Raw genomic sequence first — 15,210 nt, forward strand, 5'->3', positions numbered from 1 at the left:
TGGTGGGGGTCCTTCCGGTCATGCGTCAGGCGAACGGCTGGGCGATCTGGTCGAGCGTCTCGTCGATGACCTCAAGCAGCGTGCGGGCCTGCTCCTCCTCGGTCCACAGGTGCGAGGCCAGCCGGAGCCCCACCAGGAAGGCCGCCGCCAGCACCCGGGGCGAGACCGGGCAGGAGCGCTCGGCGACGGCCGCTGACAGGTCTCGCTCCAGGGTCGCGTGGTTCGCCAGTTGCCGGGCCAGCAGCGAGGGGTGCCGCTTGGCCAGCCGGGTCCGCAGCGCCCACTCGCGCTCCGGCTCGCCCTCCTCCCGCTGCAGCTCCTCGATCGCCGCGCGCAGCGCCTGCCAGGCCGGCATCCCCTCCGGCTGCGCCCGCACCCGCCCCACCAGGGCCAGGATGCGTTGCTCCTCGCCGTAGAGCAGCGCGTCCTCCTTGCCGGAGAAGTAGTTGGAGAACGTCCGCCGCGAGATGTTCGCCGCGTCGGCGATCGACTCGACCGTGACGGCGTCGAGCCCGTGCTCGACCACCAGCCGCAGGGCCGCCTCGTGGACGGCCTGGCGGGTCTCGGCCTTCTTGCGTTCGCGCAGCCCCAGCGTGCTTTCCATGATGCCGGTCAGCTTACCCCGAACGCTGTCTACACCTGTAGATATCTTTTCCTCCGGCGACGTGCGGGACAATCGGGGCGTGCAGTTCGGCGTCCTCGGCCCGCTCGTGGTCCGGCCGCCCGCCGGTGACCCGCTCGCCGTCGGCGGGCCGCGTCCGCGTGCGCTGCTCGCGATGCTGCTGCTCGACGCGGGCCGGCTGGTCAGCATCGAACGCCTCATCGACGGCCAGTACGGCGACCGGCCCCCTTCCGGCGCGGCCAACGCCGTCCAGGCGCAGGTCTCCCGCCTGCGGCGCAACCTGCCCGCGGACCTGATCGAGTTCCACGGCTCCGGCTACCGGCTGGCGGTCGACCGGGAGAGCGTGGACGCGCACCGGTTCGAACGGCTGTCGCGCGAGGGGCGCGGGCTGCTGGCCGCGGGACGTCACTCGGCCGCCGCCGCCGTGCTCAGGGAGGGGCTGGAGCTGTGGCGCGGGCCGGCGTTCGCGGACGTGGCCGAGGCGCCGTTCGCGGGGCCGCAGGCCGTCCGGCTGGAGGAGCTGCGGCTGGCGGCCACCGAGGACCTGTTCGAGGCCGAGCTGTCGCTGCCCGAGGCCGGCCCGGTGAGTGGGCTGCGCGAGCTCGTGGCCGCGCATCCGCTGCGGGAGCGGGCGCGCGGGCTGCTGATGCGCGCGCTGCACGCGGCGGGACGGCAGGCGGAGGCGCTGGCCGTCTTCGACGAGGGCCGGCGGCTGCTGGCCGACGAGCTGGGGGCCGACCCCTCGCCCGAGCTGGCGGCCCTGCACTTGGCGATCCTGCGCGGGGAGCGGGAGAGCGGCACGCGGGTCCCGCCGCCGGCGCAGCTCACGAGTTTCGTGGGCCGCGAGGCGGAGCTGGCGCGGCTGGACGCGCTGCGCGGGGCCCGGCTGGTGACGATCGTCGGGCCGGGCGGCACCGGCAAGACCCGCCTCGCCATCGAGTCCACCACCCGCCGCGCCTCGTCTGGGCGTGACGGCGGGCCGGCGTTCGTGGACCTGTCGATCGCGGACGGCGGAACGGGACAGGCGACCCCGGTGGCCCAGGCTGCTCACTCGGCCGAGGCGGCGCGGGTGATCGAGGCGGCTCACGCTGCCGAGGCGGGTCGGATGGCTCAGGTGGCGCGGGTGGTGCTGGGTGCGCTCGGGTTGCGCGAGTCCGCGCTCAGGCCGCCCGCCGCCGGCGAGTCCGATCCCGCGGACCGCCTGATCGCCGCGCTGGCCGAGCAGGACGTTCTCCTCATCCTGGACAACTGCGAACACGTGATCGGCGCAGCCGCCGCGCTCACCCGCCGCCTGCTCGCCCGCTGCCCCGGCCTGCGCGTCCTGGCCACCAGCAGGGAGTCGCTCGGCATCACCGGCGAGCAGTTGGTCCCGCTCGCTCCCCTCCCCACCCCGCCGCCCGGGGAGGCCGACCCCGCCGGCTATCCGGCGGTCAGGCTGTTCGCCGACCGGGCGGCGGCGGTACGGCAGGGGTTCACGCTCGATCCCGGCACCTTGGACGCGGTGCTGCGGATCTGCGCGGCACTCGACGGCCTGCCCCTGGCCATCGAGCTGGCGGCGGCGCGGGTGCGCACGTTCGGGGTGGCGGAGATCGCCGACCGGCTGGCCGAGCACGGCCGGTTCCGGCTGCTCTCGCGCGGCGACCGTACGGCCGCCGCGCGCCACCAGACGCTGCACGCGGTCGTGGAGTGGAGCTGGAGCCTGCTGGACGCCCGGGAGCAGGCGCTGGCCAGGCGGTTCTCGGTGTTCAGCGGCGGCGCGACGCTGGAGGCGGTCGAACACGTCTGCGCCACACCCGCCCCGGCAACGCCCGGGGAACTGGCCGAGGCGGAGGACCTGGCCGGCGTGCTGGCGGATCTGGTGGACAAATCGCTCGTCGAGACCGACGGCGAGCGCTACCAGATGCTCGACACCATCCGCCTGTTCTGCGCCGGACGGCTGGGGGAGGCGGACGAGGAGGAGGCGCTGCGGCGGGCGCACGCGGCCTGGTTCCTCACGTTCGCACGGCGCGCGGAAGACCGGCTCTACCGGGCCGAGCAGCTGGAGTGGCTGGCCCGGCTGTCCGCCGACAACGCCAATCTGCAGGCGGCGCTGCGCTGGGGCGTCGAGCACGACAGGCCGACGGCGTTCCGGCTGATGACGGCGCTGGCCATGTACTGGTGGCTGAGCGGGCGGCGCGGCCAGGCCACCCCGCACGCCGAACGCCTGCTCGACGGCCCGGAGCCGGGGGACGAGCTGGCCGAGGAGTACGTGATGGCCGTGCTGCACGCCGTACCGGGGACGGACTCGCCGCACTGGGAGCGGGCGCGGACGATCGTCGAGTCGCTCGACCGGCCGCTGCGGCACCGGTTCGGCGTGGCACTCTGGGGCATGATCGCTGGCCCGCCCAGGGGCGGAGTGACGGTCGAGCGGGACCGGCGGCTCCTGCGTACCGAGCCGTGGAGCCGGGCGCTCGAACGGCTCGGCTTCTCCCTGATGGCCCTGCACGACGGCCGGCTGGCCGAGGCGGAGGCCGAGCTGGAGGTGGTGCTGGCGGACTTCGGCGCGATGGGCGAGCGCTGGGGCACCGGGCAGGCGCTCGACTGGCTGGCCCTGCTCGCGAGCTGGCGCGGCGACTGGGGCCGTGCGATGGAGCTGTGGGACCGGGCGCTGGCGATGGTGGCGGAGCTCGGGGCGCTGGACGAGCTGGCCGACATCCTACTCAGGCGCGGAGACGCGCACTGGCGGGCGGGGAACGCCGAGGCGGCCCGCGCCGACTGCGAGCGGGCGGGCGAGCTGGAGCGCCGGCTGGGCCGTCCGGAGCTGCTGGCCTGGGTGCGGCTGGAGCTGGGCGACATGCTGCGGCTCCAGGGCGACCTTCCCGGGGCGGCCGAGCGGCTTGAGGCGGCGCTGTCCGGCTCGGGGGCCGGTACGTTCACCGCCGGAGGAACGACGTCACGGGTGCACACGGCGCTGGGCCGGTTGGCGACCGCCCAGGGGGACGTGGACCGGGCGGCACGCATGCACGCCGAGGCCGTGGCCATCGCACTGCGCTCCCCCCTGGCCAACGACCTGGCCGAAGCGGCGGAGGGCCTGGCCGGCCACGTCCTCACGGCCGGCGTACCCGACCCTGGCGACGGAGGGGACGGGCGGCGGCGGGCGGCGGGCGGGGCGGCAGTGCTGCTCGGGGTGGGAGCGGCGGTGCGGGGGATGGCCATGGTCGGCGACCGCGACGTCGCCGCCACCGCCGCCGAGGCCACCCGCGTCCTCGGCCCCGACGCGTTCGCGGCGGCGTACGCGAGCGGCGCCGCCATGAAACGGGACGAGGCCGTGACCGTCCTCCGCAGCACCACCGGCCGGTAAGCCCGCGTTGACAGCGCAGGGGGGGTGCTGTCAGCCGGGTGTCGCCGGGTTGTCAGCGGGTGCGGCGAGGCTCACTGGCATGCGAAACGTCAACGTCCTCATCTCCGGCGCCAGCATCGGCGGCCCCGCCCTCGCCCACTGGCTCGTCCGTTACGGCTTCAAGGTCACCGTCGTGGAGAAGGCCGGAACCCTGCGCGAGGGCGGGCAGGCCGTCGACTTCAAGGGCGAGACCCACAACACCGTGCTGACCAGGATGGGCATCCTCGACGACGTCCGCCGCCTGCAGACCGGCGGCGCCGACCAGGAGATCGTGGACGCGAACGGCCGCGTGCTGGCCGTCATCCCCGGCGAGTTCACCGGCGGCGACCTGGAGATCAGGCGCGGCGACCTGTCCCGGCTCCTCTACGAGCGCACCGCCCCCCACTGCGAGTACGTCTTCGGCGACTCGATCACCTCGCTCACCGAGACCCCGGCCGGCGTGCACGTCACCTTCGAACGTGCCGCCCCCCGAACCTTCGACCTGGTCGTGGGCGCGGACGGGATCCACTCCAACGTGCGCCGCCTGGCCTTCGGCCCCGAGGCCGACTTCGTCAAGTTCCTCGGCCACTACTACGCCCTGGTCGAGCTGGACGCGGACTTCGGCGAGCGAGCGATGATGTACAACGAGCCGAGCCGGATGGTCGCGGTCGGCGGCACCAAGGCGACCGCGTTCTTCGTCTTCGCCTCCGACCCGCTCGACTACGACCGCTACGACGCGGAGCAGCAGAAGGCCATCCTGGCGCGGAGGTACGAGGGCATGGGCTGGCGCACCCCGGAGATCATGAAGGCGGTGAGCACCGCCGAGGACGTCTACCTCGACTCGCTCAGCCAGGTCAGGATCGACCGCTACAGCGCGGGCCGGGTGGTGCTGCTCGGCGACGCGGCGTACGGCAACACCCTGGGCGGTTTCGGCACCGGCCTGGCGATGGTGGGCGCCTACGTGCTGGCGGGCGAGCTGGCCGCGGCGAACGGCGACCACCGCGCAGCCTTCGCCGAGTACGACCGGCAGATGCGTCCCTACGCCAAGATCGCGGAGAACGGCAACGCCGGCCCGTTCATGGCTCCCAGCGGCGGCGTCAGGATGCTGATGCGCAACTGGACCTTCAAGTCGAAGTTCCTGCTCGGCCTGATGATGAAGATGACCGACAAGTACGCCACGCACATCGAACTGAAGTCGTACTGAACCTTTCCGAGCGTGATCACATCCAACCCGGCATGAAGAACACTCCCCTGCTGGCCGCCCTCTCCGCGGGCACCGTCGCCGCGGCGTTGATCGCTCTGCCCGCCCAGGCCGAGACGCGTCCCTTCTGCCCGGCCCCGCCCAAGGCCGCACTGGTGAAGGTGCTCAAGGCCGCCGAGCCTGACCGGCCGGCCAAGGGGGCCACCGCGATCAAGGGGGTCCGCGTCGGCCACCTGCCCAAGGGCTTCGTCCACGGCGAGGTGACGGCGTCGAAGCACCACGGCCTCACCGAGTACGGCTACCGCTGGTCCGACGACCGTGACGACGTCGACCGCGCGCACCGGTCGTTGTGGGTGCGGGTGGTGTGCTGGCCGAAGGCCGGGAGCGGCACGCAGCTGAAGAAGGTCCCGCTGGAGGAGGGCAGGTTCGCGGGCGGGACGAAGAGCATGAAGATCGGCCAGCGACGGGTGCTCGTCATGCGAAGCGACGGCGCGCTCGGCACCGGCCGGTACGCGGGATGGGTCGAGCGTGGGGGCGTCATCGTCACGGTGCACGCCAGCGAGGCCATCCAGACCGAGCTGATCAAGATCATCGAAGGCATCAAGCTCTGATCCGGCCGACCCCGCCCTCCACTAGCAGGTGAGGCGGGGCATCCATGAAGGGGACCCGCGCCTCGGCCGGATCGGCGCACCAGTCCTGGACCGGTACGAATCCAGGCCCGATCAGCTCGAACCCGTCGAAGAAGCGCAGCACCTCCGCCCTCGTACGGAACCTGGACTGCGCCGGCGAGCCGGCCGTGGCGAGCTGGAGCTGGGCGACGGCCTCGGGGGCGCTCTCCGCCATGGCGTGCGAGAGCACCAGATGGCTGCCGGCCACCATGTGCTTCCTGAAGGCGGCCACGATCCCCTCGGGATCCTCCTCGTCCATGACGAAGTGCAGCACCCCGACCATGAGCACGCACACCGGCTGGTCGAAGTCGATCAGCCCGGTGACGTGCGGGTCGGCCAGGATGTCACCGGGACGGCGCAGGTCGGCCTCGATGCCGGCGACGCCGGGGGAGTCGGCCAGCAGCACCTGGGCGTGCCTGCGGACCACGGGGTCGTTGTCCACGTAGATCACCCGGCAGGAGGGGTGCACCGCGCGGACGGTCTCGTGGATGCTGGGCGCGGTCGGGATGCCGGTGCCGAGGTCGATGAACTGCCTGACCCCCCGCTCGGCGAGATGACCGACCGCCTCGATCTGGAACCTGCGGTTGGCCCTGGCCACGAGCCGGGTGTCGGGGGCGACCGCGAGCAACTTCTCGGCCACGGCGCGGTCGACCGCCAGGTTGTCCTTGCCTCCGAGCAGGTAGTCATAGACCCTGGCCGAGCTCGGTATCTTCGGGTTGACGCCGGGCGGAACGCGTTCTAGCTCGGTCACGGTGTTTCGCCCCCTTCGCCGCGAACAACTTGGACGTCATATTACTCGCTGCTTACCGAGGATCTCCTTCGGTTCGCCAGGCGAGTGAAATAGAACAAGTTCTCGTGGGGTTGACCAGGCAGGAGGTCCGGTGTCCGAACGTCCTCCCCAGGACGGACCGGAAATACAGCCGCCGGACCGATGCGCGGAGGGCCCGAGCCTGTGCATCCTGGTGGTGACGGGTCCGGTGCGGGCCTCGTTCCGGACCTGAGAGGAGTCACGAGGGCATGGACAATGCGGCAGGCCGCCCCACCGTGATCTTGGATAACGGCGTCGTCGGCAGGGTCGTGCTGGCCCATCCCCATCGGCGCGACCTCGTGCTCGTGCTCGGGATGGACGGCACCCTGCTCAGCTGCCAGCTCGACGACATCGCCTGCGTGGTCGGCGGCTCACCGCTCTGCCGCGACGGCTGACCCCAGCCAGGCGGTCAGGAAGCGCGCGAGACCAGGTCGGCGAACAGGCCGGCCGCGGTGAAGTCGTTGGTGAGCCGGTTCTTGGTGAGCGCGAACGCCGTGCCCGTCGCCGTGTCGCCCCAGGCCGCGCTGCCACCCGCGCCGGGCACCCCGAACACAGTCGGGCTCTGCTCCGCCGTCGAGGCGGGCCCGCCGATGCCGTACCCCAGCCCCCACGTCACCGGCATGCCGAACACCTCGTCCATCCCGCTCGACACCACGGCCGTCGCCTCACGCAGCCGCTCGGGCGTGATCAGCCGTACCCCGTCCACCTCGCCGAGCAGCGCGGCGTACATGCGCGCGACGGCCCTGGCGGAGGTCTTGCCTCCCGCCGGGATGTCTGCCGACAGATAGTCGGGCCGGCTGCCCAGCTCGGCGTTCGGCATCAGCGTCATCGGCCCGGCCTTGAACATCGGCAGGTCCGCCGGCATCTCCCCGAAAGCCGACATGTCCATGGGAGCGTCCTCCAGCCTGGCCAGCCGGGCGTGCTCCGTCGCGGGCATCCCGAAGTAGAGCTCGCCGGCCACGCCCAGTGGCCCGGCCACCTGCTCCTTCAGCACCTGAGAGATCGGCTCACCGGTCGCCCGCCGGACGATCTCGCCGACCAGGAACCCGAACGTGTAGGCGTGGTAGCCGACCTTGGCGCCCGGCTCCCACCACAGCTCGGCGTCCTCCAGCGCGGCGGTCATCCGGCCCCAGTCGCAGATGTCCTCGGGGGTGGTGTCGAGCGGCACGCCAGGCACGCCCGCCGTGTGCGAGAGCACGTGCCGTACGGTGACGCCCTGCTTGCCGTGCCGCGCGAACTCCGGCCACAGCTCGGCCACCGGCGTGTCATAGCCGAACAGCCCCCGCTCGACCAGCACGTGCGCGACGGTCGCGGTGGCGCCCTTGCCGATCGAGAAGTTGTAGAAAGGCGTGTCGGAGGTGACGGGCCGGCCGCTCTCCGGGTCGGCCATGCCCGCGACCACGTCCACGATCTGGACGCCGTCCCGGTAGACGGCCACCTGGAGCCCGCGCTCCTCGCCGGACTCGACGAGCTTGTCCGCGGCTTCCTGCACCTGCTGCTGAAGGTCCTTCATGGTGTTTCTCTCCCATTTGTCGCTGGAACTAGACGGTACAGTACTGACATTGGTACGGAACTGTCTAGTACTGTGTGTCCGTCGGACGAGGAGAGGGCGGTCATGGCGGCGGAAGAGGACACCCGGACGGCACGCAAGCGCAGGCAGATCATGGAGGCCGCGCGCCCGGTCTTCCTGCGCAACGGCTACGTGGGCGCCAGCATGGACGAGGTGGCCGCACTGGCCTCCGTGTCGAAGCAGACCGTCTACAAACACTTCACCGACAAGGAGCAGCTGTTCACCAGCATCATCATGGACACCACCGGCCAGGTGGAAGGCCTGGCCAAGATGGTCACGGCGACCCTCGACGACAGCGAGGACCTGGAGCGCGACCTCGGCGAGCTGGCCCGCCGCTTCCTCGCCGAGCTCATGCGCCCCGAGGTGCTGCGGCTGCGCCGGCTGGTGGTGGCCGAGGCCGACCGCTTCCCCGATCTCGGCCGCACCTGGTACGAGGCGGGCTTCGAACGCTCGCTGCGCACCATGGCCACCAGCTTCGCCCGGCTGGCCGAGCGCGGCCTGCTGCGCACGGACGATCCGGAGCTGGCCGCGCAGCACTTCGTCGGCCTGCTGCTGTGGATCCCGGTGAACAAGGCGATGTTCTGGGGCGGCGCCGACCACTACACCGAGGCCGACCTGGCGCACCTCGCGCAGGCCGCCGTCGCGGCGTTCCTGCGCGCGTACGCTAGCTCAGGAAGTTCCTGACCCCGTCGGCCAGGGCACCGGCCATCCGCTTGCGGAAGGCGGGATCGGACATCTTGGCGGCGTCGCCCGGATTGCGCATGTTGCCGCACTCGATGAAGATGGCCGGCCGCGTCGACAGGTTGAGTCCGCCCAGGTCGACGCGGGTCGTCAGGCCCCTGCGCCCCACATAGTCGGCGTACGGCATGCCCGTGCCCTCGCGGTAGGCGTTACGAACGGCCAGGCCGAGCCGGCGCGAGGGCCGCACCACGTCGTCGTTGTGCCCGGGCAGCAGCCCCGGCATGATCACGTGAAACCCGTGCCCGCTCGGCGCCGCGCCGTCGCCGTGGATGGACACGACCGCGTCGGCCCTGGCCTCGTTGCCGATCGCGGCCCGCTCGGTGACACAGGGGCCCACGCCCTTGTCGTTGGGCCTGGTCAGCACCACCTTCGCGCCCATCTTCTCCAGGATGGGCCTGAGCTGGCCGGCGACGTCCCAGGTGAAGGCGTGTTCGGGAAAGCCGGCGTCGGTCTGGGTGCCGGTGGTGTTGCACGGCTTCCGGCCGGTGATGACGTCGACCAGCCGGTTGATCTCCTTCGGGTGCGAGGCGTTGCCGCCGTTGTGCCCCGGGTCGATCACCACGGTCTTGCCCTCCAGCGGACGACCGGGAGTGGCGGCCGGCGGCGGGGACGCGGGCAGCGCCACCTCATGGGCGGCGGGCACGGCGGCGCCGCCGCATCCGGCGATCAGCGCGATCGACGCGGCCAGGGTGAGCTGGGTCACGGATCCGGCTCGGTAGACGCGCATGTGACCGACCGTACCCGGAGCGGGGCGACAATCCCAAGACCTCTCTGACCTGCGCTGTCGTGTCGCGCGCAGAGCCTGGCGATCACGCTCTCGTCGGCGCGGGCTCCCGTGTCCCACGGACGCGGACGCGGCTACGCGCCCGGCAGTGGCGGCTCCTCGCGTTTGCGGATGACGTACGGCGGCATCGCCAGCGCATGGAGGCCCGTCTCGCGCAGGGTCTGGATCGCGTGCTCCGGCGTCTCGGCCGGCGGCTCCCCCGGGCCGGAGAGCGTGGCGCCGGCCAGCACCGGCGTGCCCGTACGCTCGTGCCAGGCCGTCAGCAGGGCGTGCAGGAACGGCAGGCTCTCCCGCTCGACCGTCTGCGGCGTGGCCGTGCCGTCCACGTGGGTGATGCCCGGCAGCAGGTCACGGTGTTCCGGGCGGACGGCGACGGCGTACTGCATGAACGGGGACGGCCGGTCCAGCTCGAAGATCCGTTCCGCGTGCTCGGCCGTCACCACGGGCGCCGGCGGCCGGAACCACTCGCGGCCCTTCACCTCGAGGTTGACGTAGTCCTGGAGGTCGGGGTCGCGCGGGTCGCCGAGGATGCTGCGATGGCCCAGCGCCCTCGGGCCCGACTCGCTGCGCCCCTGGTACAACCCGATAACCCGGCCGCTCTCCAGCAACGCCACGAGTGCCGCCGTCAGGTCTTCCGGCCGCTCGACGTACAGGTCGGCGGGCAGAGCGCGGACAGCGGCCTCGATCTCGCGCTCGTCCCGGTCGGGGCCGAGGAAGTCGTCCGTCCAGCGGAATCGGGGCCGTACCCCGAGGCAGGCGGCCAGCCCGTACAGGGCGCAACCCACGGCGGTGCCGCCGGTGTGCGGGGCGGGCGGGACGAACAGCTCGCGGAACGGGGACTCGCGGATCAGCCGTCCGTTGGCGGAGCCGCTCAGCGCCGCACCGCCGGAGAAGGCCAGCGCGTCCAGGCCGGTCTCGGCGTGCAGCCACGCGACGACCCGGAGCAGTGCCCGCTCGAAGGCCCGCCGCCCGGCGGCGGCCAGATTCGCGGCCCGCCGGAACTCCTCACCGCCCGGCTCGTACTCGAATCCGCCGGTACGCCGGGACTCCCCATCTCTTGGCTCAGTACGCCGGAACTCCCCGCCGTCCGGACCCTCCCCGCAAGCGCCCGCATGGCGGAACAGCTCCGTCCAGGCGGGCGGGATGTGCACCTCGTGTCCGCGCACGTCCAGGTCGGGCAGGCCCAGCGCGTCCGGGTCGCCGTACGGGGCCAGCTCCATCACCTTGGTCCCGTCGCCCTCGCTCCCCGGCCACGTCACCTCGGCCAGCAGCGCGTAGAAGCAGCCGAGCCCGGCGGGCCTGGCCCAGTCGCCGTCCCAGAACTGCTTGGCCAGGCACTCGATCCGCCCGCGCGTGCACCGGTAGTAGGAGGCGACCTCCAGCAGGTCCTCGTCCGCGTCGAACGGCAGCTCGACCTGCTCGACCAGGTCCCCGATCCGGCTGCCCCGCGCGTCGATCACCAGCCCCGCCGCCTGCTCGAACGGCGAGGGGTGGAACGCGCCGTAGATGTGGGACAGGTGGGAGGAGACCATCACGATCGGCGTCTCGTCCCCGAGGCCGAGGGTCTGGCGGGTCTCCTGCTCGTACGCGCCCGCGTGCTCGATCTCGGTGTCGGCGGCATAGCCCTCCACGACCAGGTCGACCCGCTCCTTGAGCAGCGGCATGGCGGGCACGTACCGGTCCGGCAGGTCACCGAGGCGGCCCCAGTGGTGCTCGCGGCGGCTGACGCGCTCCTTCTGCAGGCTGTACATGCCCGACTCGCCCACCGCGACGGCGATGGAGCCATCTTGCGTGCGATTTATACCGACAACAATGGGAAAGTTCGCCATCGCGATGCCTCCTGATCGTGGTCCCGGGCACCGATACCCACGGCCAGAACAAGTGGATCTCCCAACCACGTAAGGGACCCGTCAGCCGAGCAATCGACCGAGGCCAGTCTGGCAGCCAGGCCGAGGCCACGCCGGGCAGCCGGTCGGCTCCCGCACGACCCGGGCGACAGGGCGGCGAGGACCCTCGTGCTGCGTTCCCGGCCGCCCTCCGTTTACGCTGCGATTGGGGATGGACGCCGAGGCGGCCACCGCCCAGGACACCGCGTGACTGATGAGAGGAGACCTGGGCCTCGTGAAAGATACGTTCGAAGCCTGGCCGGTCATGGACCGCACATCAGGAGGACCCTTCGCGCTGCGGGTGACCGTCCGCAGGGCCACGGCCGACGAAGGCGCGGCCGCGGCCGAGCTGATCGCCACCGCGTTCGCCGGGCTGCGATGCTCGGCCTACCTCGTGCCCGACCGCCGGTCGCGGCACCGGATCCTCGCCGCCGACTACCGCATCTTCGTCGAGCACGCGTTGGAGCACGGTGAGGTCCACTTCGCCGACGACGGCCAGGCGGTCGCCGTGTGGTTCCAGCGGACGGCCGACTTGCCCGGACCGGCCGACTACGACCGGCGGCTGAGCGAGGCCACCGGCGAGTGGGCCGAGCGCTTCCGCACCCTCGACGAGTTGTCCGAGCAGAACCAGCCGCAGCCGCCGTACCACCACCTGGCTTTCCTGGCGGTCCATCCCGACCGGCAGAACCAGGGGCTGGGCACGGCCCTGCTGCAGTACCAGCACGCCCGGCTGGCGGGCGCGCCGGCGTACCTGGTGGCCAGCGACCCGCGCAACCGCGACCTGTACGCGCGGCACGGCTACCAGCCACGGCAGCCGTTCGCGCTGCCGGACGGCGCGCTCTTCTGGCCGATGTGGCGGCCTGGCGACGCCTGACCCGCTGATTCGGCCGTCGCGGCGGCCCGGCGACGTCTGGCCCAGGACCGGCCGTCGCGGCGGCAGGGCGGTGCCCGACGCACAGTGGCGCATGCCCTTTTGTGAGGCGTCACAGATTTGACCGCTCACATTTACTCCACGGTCCAGTTCACAGAATGACGAGCATGGCTCATCGTTTGTCTGCGAATCGAACCGCGACCAGTGGGGAGCCTCCATGCGCCGCCGTACCTTCCTGATGTCCGTGCCGGTGGCGGTGGCGTTCTCGGGGGCGGTGTGGCACGAGGCGGCGGCGTCGATCTCGTCGGTGTCCGCGGGGGCGAGCCCGTACGGGCCGCTCGGCGCGCCCGACGCCAACGGCATGGCCTTACCCTCCGGGTTCACCGGCCGCGTCGTGGCCAGGTCGGGCCGGCTGGTCGGCGGCACGCTGTGGCACCCGGCCCCCGACGGCGGCGCCTGCTTCGCCGACGGCGCCGGCTGGATCTACGTCTCCAACTCCGAGGTGCCGCTGATCGGCGGCGCCTCGGCGATCAGGTTCAGGGCCGACGGGTCCGTGGAGCGCGCGTACCGGATCCTCAGCGGCACGAACATCAACTGCGCCGGTGGCGCGACCCCCTGGCAGACCTGGCTGTCGTGCGAGGAGATCTTCCGCGGCCGCGTGTACGAGACGTACCCGCTCGGCGGCGAGGCCCGCGCCCGCCCCGCCATGGGCCGCTTCAAGCACGAGGCCGCCGCGTGCGACCCCGACCACCGCGTGATCTACCTGACCGAGGACGAGAGCGACGGCTGCTTCTACCGTTTCACGCCCACGACCTGGGGTGACCTGTCCAGCGGCCGGCTCGACGTGCTCTGCGGCCTCGGCGGCGACGCCGTGGAGTGGCGTGAGGTCCCCGACCCCACGCCCGGCGTGCTCGAACGCCAGACCAGGCACCAGGTCGCCGCGGCCAGGCACTTCAACGGCGGCGAGGGCTGCCACTACGCCGCCGGGGTCTGCTACTTCACCGCGAAGGGGGACCGCAGGGTCTGGGCGTACGACACCGCCCGCCAGACCGTGACCGCGATCTACGACGGCACGGGCACGCTCGACGGCGTCGACAACATCACCGGCCGGCCGTCGGGCGATCTCTACGTGGCCGAGGACGGCGGCAACATGGAGATCAACATCATCACGCCGGACGGCGTCGTGGCCCCGATCATGCGCCTCGACGGCCACGCGAGCTCGGAGATCACCGGCCCCGCCTTCTCCCCCGACGGCACCCGGCTCTACTTCTCCTCCCAGCGCGGCACCAGCGGCGAGTCCGCCGGCACCGGAGGCATCACGTACGAGGTGACCGGCCCCTTCCGCCGCTGACCGACCCACGGATTCCGCACCCCCACCCTTAGCCGAAGGAGTCCTCATGGCGCGACCGGTCAGAACGCCCCGAACGGCCCGGAGATCGGCATTACGAACGGCCCGGAGAACAGCGCGGAGAACGCTCAGCGCACTCACCGCAACCTGCCTCGTCCTCGTTCTGGGTCTCAGCCTCACGGTGTCATCCGCGCACGCCGCCCAGGCCGAGGTGTACGTGGCGCTCGGCGACTCGGCCGCCGCCGGCCCGCTGGTGCCCAACCAGATCGGCCCCGACTACGGCTGCCTGCGCTCCGACCGCAACTACCCCCACCTGACCGCACGGGCCATCGGCGCGAGCACGTTCCGCGACGTGACGTGCTCGGGCGCCAAGACCACCGACATGTACGAGTCGCAGGACACCGAACTCGGCGACGTGGCGCCCCAGCTCGACGCGCTCAGCCAGAACACGACGCTCGTCACGGTGCAGATCGGCGCCAACGACGTCGGGCTCACCGACTTCATCGAGGACTGCCTGAACCTGCTGCCGCCCCCGATCGGCGACGCCTGCAACGACGACTACAACTCAGGCGGCCAGGACCAGTGGCGGGTCGCGACCGACGCGCTGCGCCCCCGCCTCACCGCCCTGGTCTCCGACATCCGCGCCCGCGCCCCGCAGGCCAGGATCTTCGTGGTGGGCTACGCCACGTACGCGCGGCAGAACGGCTGCTACCCGCGCGTCCCGATCATCCGCGCGGACGCGAACTACGTCAGGGCCACGCTGATGTACTTCAACCAGATGCTGGCCGAGCAGGCCGCCTCGGCCGGGGCGGGCTTCATCGACCTGCAGACGCCGAGCGCGGGCCACGACCCGTGCGCGTCGCCCGGAGTGCGGTGGATCGAGCCGTACGTGCCGGCCGCGCCTGCCGCGCCGTTCCACCCGAACGCCCTCGGCATGCGCAACTTCGCCACCATCGTGACCTCCGCGGTCACCGGCGTCCTGTAAGTGCCGTCTTCACCGGGGTCCGGTGAGGCGGCGGGCGGCCAGCGCGGCCCCGATCCGCTGGAGGTGAGCCGGATCCATCGGATCGAGCCCGGTCAGGGCGGCGGCCCGGCGCAACCGGTAGTCGACGGTGTTCGGGTGCACGTGCAGCAACTCGGCCGTGCGCCGCCGATCGAGCCCGGTGTCCAGGTACGCCGTGAGCGTCCTGAGCAGGTCGGGATTGTCGAGCAGCGGGTCCAGCAACCCCGCGAGCAGCGCCGTGGCCTGGCTCGACCGGGTGAGCTGGTATTCGAACAGCACGTCGGCCAGCCGGTAGGCGCCCGGCGGGTGCTCGAAGACCCCCGCCACCCCCAGCACCTCCTCGGCCAGCC

The 15,210-nt window shown here is 72.2% G+C and carries 14 protein-coding genes; 8 read left to right on the plus strand and 6 right to left on the minus strand.

Annotated features, from left to right (window positions below; translation table 11 throughout):
* Positions 1-25 precede the first annotated feature (25 nt).
* Complete coding sequence (locus ABFX54_RS24870) at positions 26-604, minus strand: TetR/AcrR family transcriptional regulator (protein WP_346108505.1); 579 nt, start codon at positions 602-604, stop codon at positions 26-28.
* Positions 605-683: 79 nt separating this feature from the next.
* Between ABFX54_RS24870 and ABFX54_RS24875 the strand changes: the two genes are divergently transcribed.
* The 3 genes from ABFX54_RS24875 to ABFX54_RS24885 all read left to right on the plus strand — a co-directional run bounded on the left by ABFX54_RS24875 (position 684) and on the right by ABFX54_RS24885 (position 5,792).
* The gene (locus ABFX54_RS24875) at positions 684-3,962 is read left to right on the plus strand and encodes an AfsR/SARP family transcriptional regulator (RefSeq protein WP_346108506.1); all 3,279 of its coding nucleotides are present in this window, start codon (positions 684-686) and stop codon (positions 3,960-3,962) included.
* 79 nt (positions 3,963-4,041) lie between these two features.
* Positions 4,042-5,184: an FAD-dependent monooxygenase gene (locus ABFX54_RS24880; protein WP_346108508.1), complete on the plus strand. Its 1,143-nt coding sequence runs from the start codon at positions 4,042-4,044 to the stop codon at positions 5,182-5,184.
* Between the two features lie 32 nt (positions 5,185-5,216).
* Positions 5,217-5,792 (plus strand): hypothetical protein, encoded by a 576-nt coding sequence (locus tag ABFX54_RS24885; protein WP_346108510.1) that lies wholly within the window; start codon positions 5,217-5,219, stop codon positions 5,790-5,792.
* Here ABFX54_RS24885 and ABFX54_RS24890 read toward each other — a convergent pair.
* The gene (locus tag ABFX54_RS24890; protein WP_346108512.1) at positions 5,782-6,600 is read right to left on the minus strand and encodes an SAM-dependent methyltransferase; all 819 of its coding nucleotides are present in this window, start codon (positions 6,598-6,600) and stop codon (positions 5,782-5,784) included. The genes ABFX54_RS24885 and ABFX54_RS24890 overlap by 11 nt on opposite strands.
* A gap of 266 nt (positions 6,601-6,866) precedes the next feature.
* Here ABFX54_RS24890 and ABFX54_RS24895 point away from each other — a divergent pair, with 266 nt between their 5' ends.
* Positions 6,867-7,052, plus strand: coding sequence for a hypothetical protein (locus tag ABFX54_RS24895; protein WP_346108514.1), 186 nt, complete (start codon positions 6,867-6,869; stop codon positions 7,050-7,052).
* Positions 7,053-7,066: 14 nt separating this feature from the next.
* Here ABFX54_RS24895 and ABFX54_RS24900 read toward each other — a convergent pair whose 3' ends face one another.
* Complete coding sequence (locus ABFX54_RS24900; protein WP_346108515.1) at positions 7,067-8,170, minus strand: serine hydrolase domain-containing protein; 1,104 nt, start codon at positions 8,168-8,170, stop codon at positions 7,067-7,069.
* Positions 8,171-8,272: 102 nt separating this feature from the next.
* On the opposite strand from ABFX54_RS24900, the gene ABFX54_RS24905 reads away from it, so the two are divergent.
* Positions 8,273-8,911 carry a TetR/AcrR family transcriptional regulator gene (locus tag ABFX54_RS24905; RefSeq protein WP_346108517.1) on the plus strand — a complete coding sequence of 213 codons (639 nt, stop codon included), beginning with the start codon at positions 8,273-8,275 and terminating at the stop codon, positions 8,909-8,911.
* Here the strand turns inward: ABFX54_RS24905 and ABFX54_RS24910 are convergent.
* Positions 8,892-9,695, minus strand: coding sequence for an N-acetylmuramoyl-L-alanine amidase (locus ABFX54_RS24910; RefSeq protein WP_346108519.1), 804 nt, complete (start codon positions 9,693-9,695; stop codon positions 8,892-8,894). The two genes, ABFX54_RS24905 and ABFX54_RS24910, sit on opposite strands and share 20 nt — an antisense overlap.
* A gap of 131 nt (positions 9,696-9,826) precedes the next feature.
* Positions 9,827-11,503, minus strand: coding sequence for a carbamoyltransferase C-terminal domain-containing protein (locus tag ABFX54_RS24915; protein ID WP_346108521.1), 1,677 nt, complete (start codon positions 11,501-11,503; stop codon positions 9,827-9,829).
* 370 nt (positions 11,504-11,873) lie between these two features.
* On the opposite strand from ABFX54_RS24915, the gene ABFX54_RS24920 reads away from it, so the two are divergent.
* The 3 genes from ABFX54_RS24920 (at position 11,874) to ABFX54_RS24930 (ending at position 14,842) form a co-directional block, all read left to right on the plus strand.
* Complete coding sequence (locus tag ABFX54_RS24920) at positions 11,874-12,512, plus strand: GNAT family N-acetyltransferase (RefSeq protein ID WP_346108522.1); 639 nt, start codon at positions 11,874-11,876, stop codon at positions 12,510-12,512.
* A gap of 214 nt (positions 12,513-12,726) precedes the next feature.
* On the plus strand, positions 12,727-13,860 hold the full coding sequence (locus ABFX54_RS24925; protein WP_346108524.1) for an alkaline phosphatase PhoX: 1,134 nt from the start codon (positions 12,727-12,729) through the stop codon (positions 13,858-13,860).
* Positions 13,861-14,038: 178 nt separating this feature from the next.
* Complete coding sequence (locus ABFX54_RS24930; protein WP_346108525.1) at positions 14,039-14,842, plus strand: SGNH/GDSL hydrolase family protein; 804 nt, start codon at positions 14,039-14,041, stop codon at positions 14,840-14,842.
* 9 nt (positions 14,843-14,851) lie between these two features.
* On the opposite strand, the gene ABFX54_RS24935 is transcribed toward ABFX54_RS24930, so the two are convergent.
* Positions 14,852-15,210: PucR family transcriptional regulator (locus ABFX54_RS24935; RefSeq protein WP_346108527.1), on the minus strand; the 359-nt coding region annotated here is incomplete at its 5' end.

It is taken from the genome of Nonomuraea maheshkhaliensis (genome assembly GCF_039529435.1).
GTDB lineage: Bacteria > Actinomycetota > Actinomycetes > Streptosporangiales > Streptosporangiaceae > Nonomuraea > Nonomuraea maheshkhaliensis.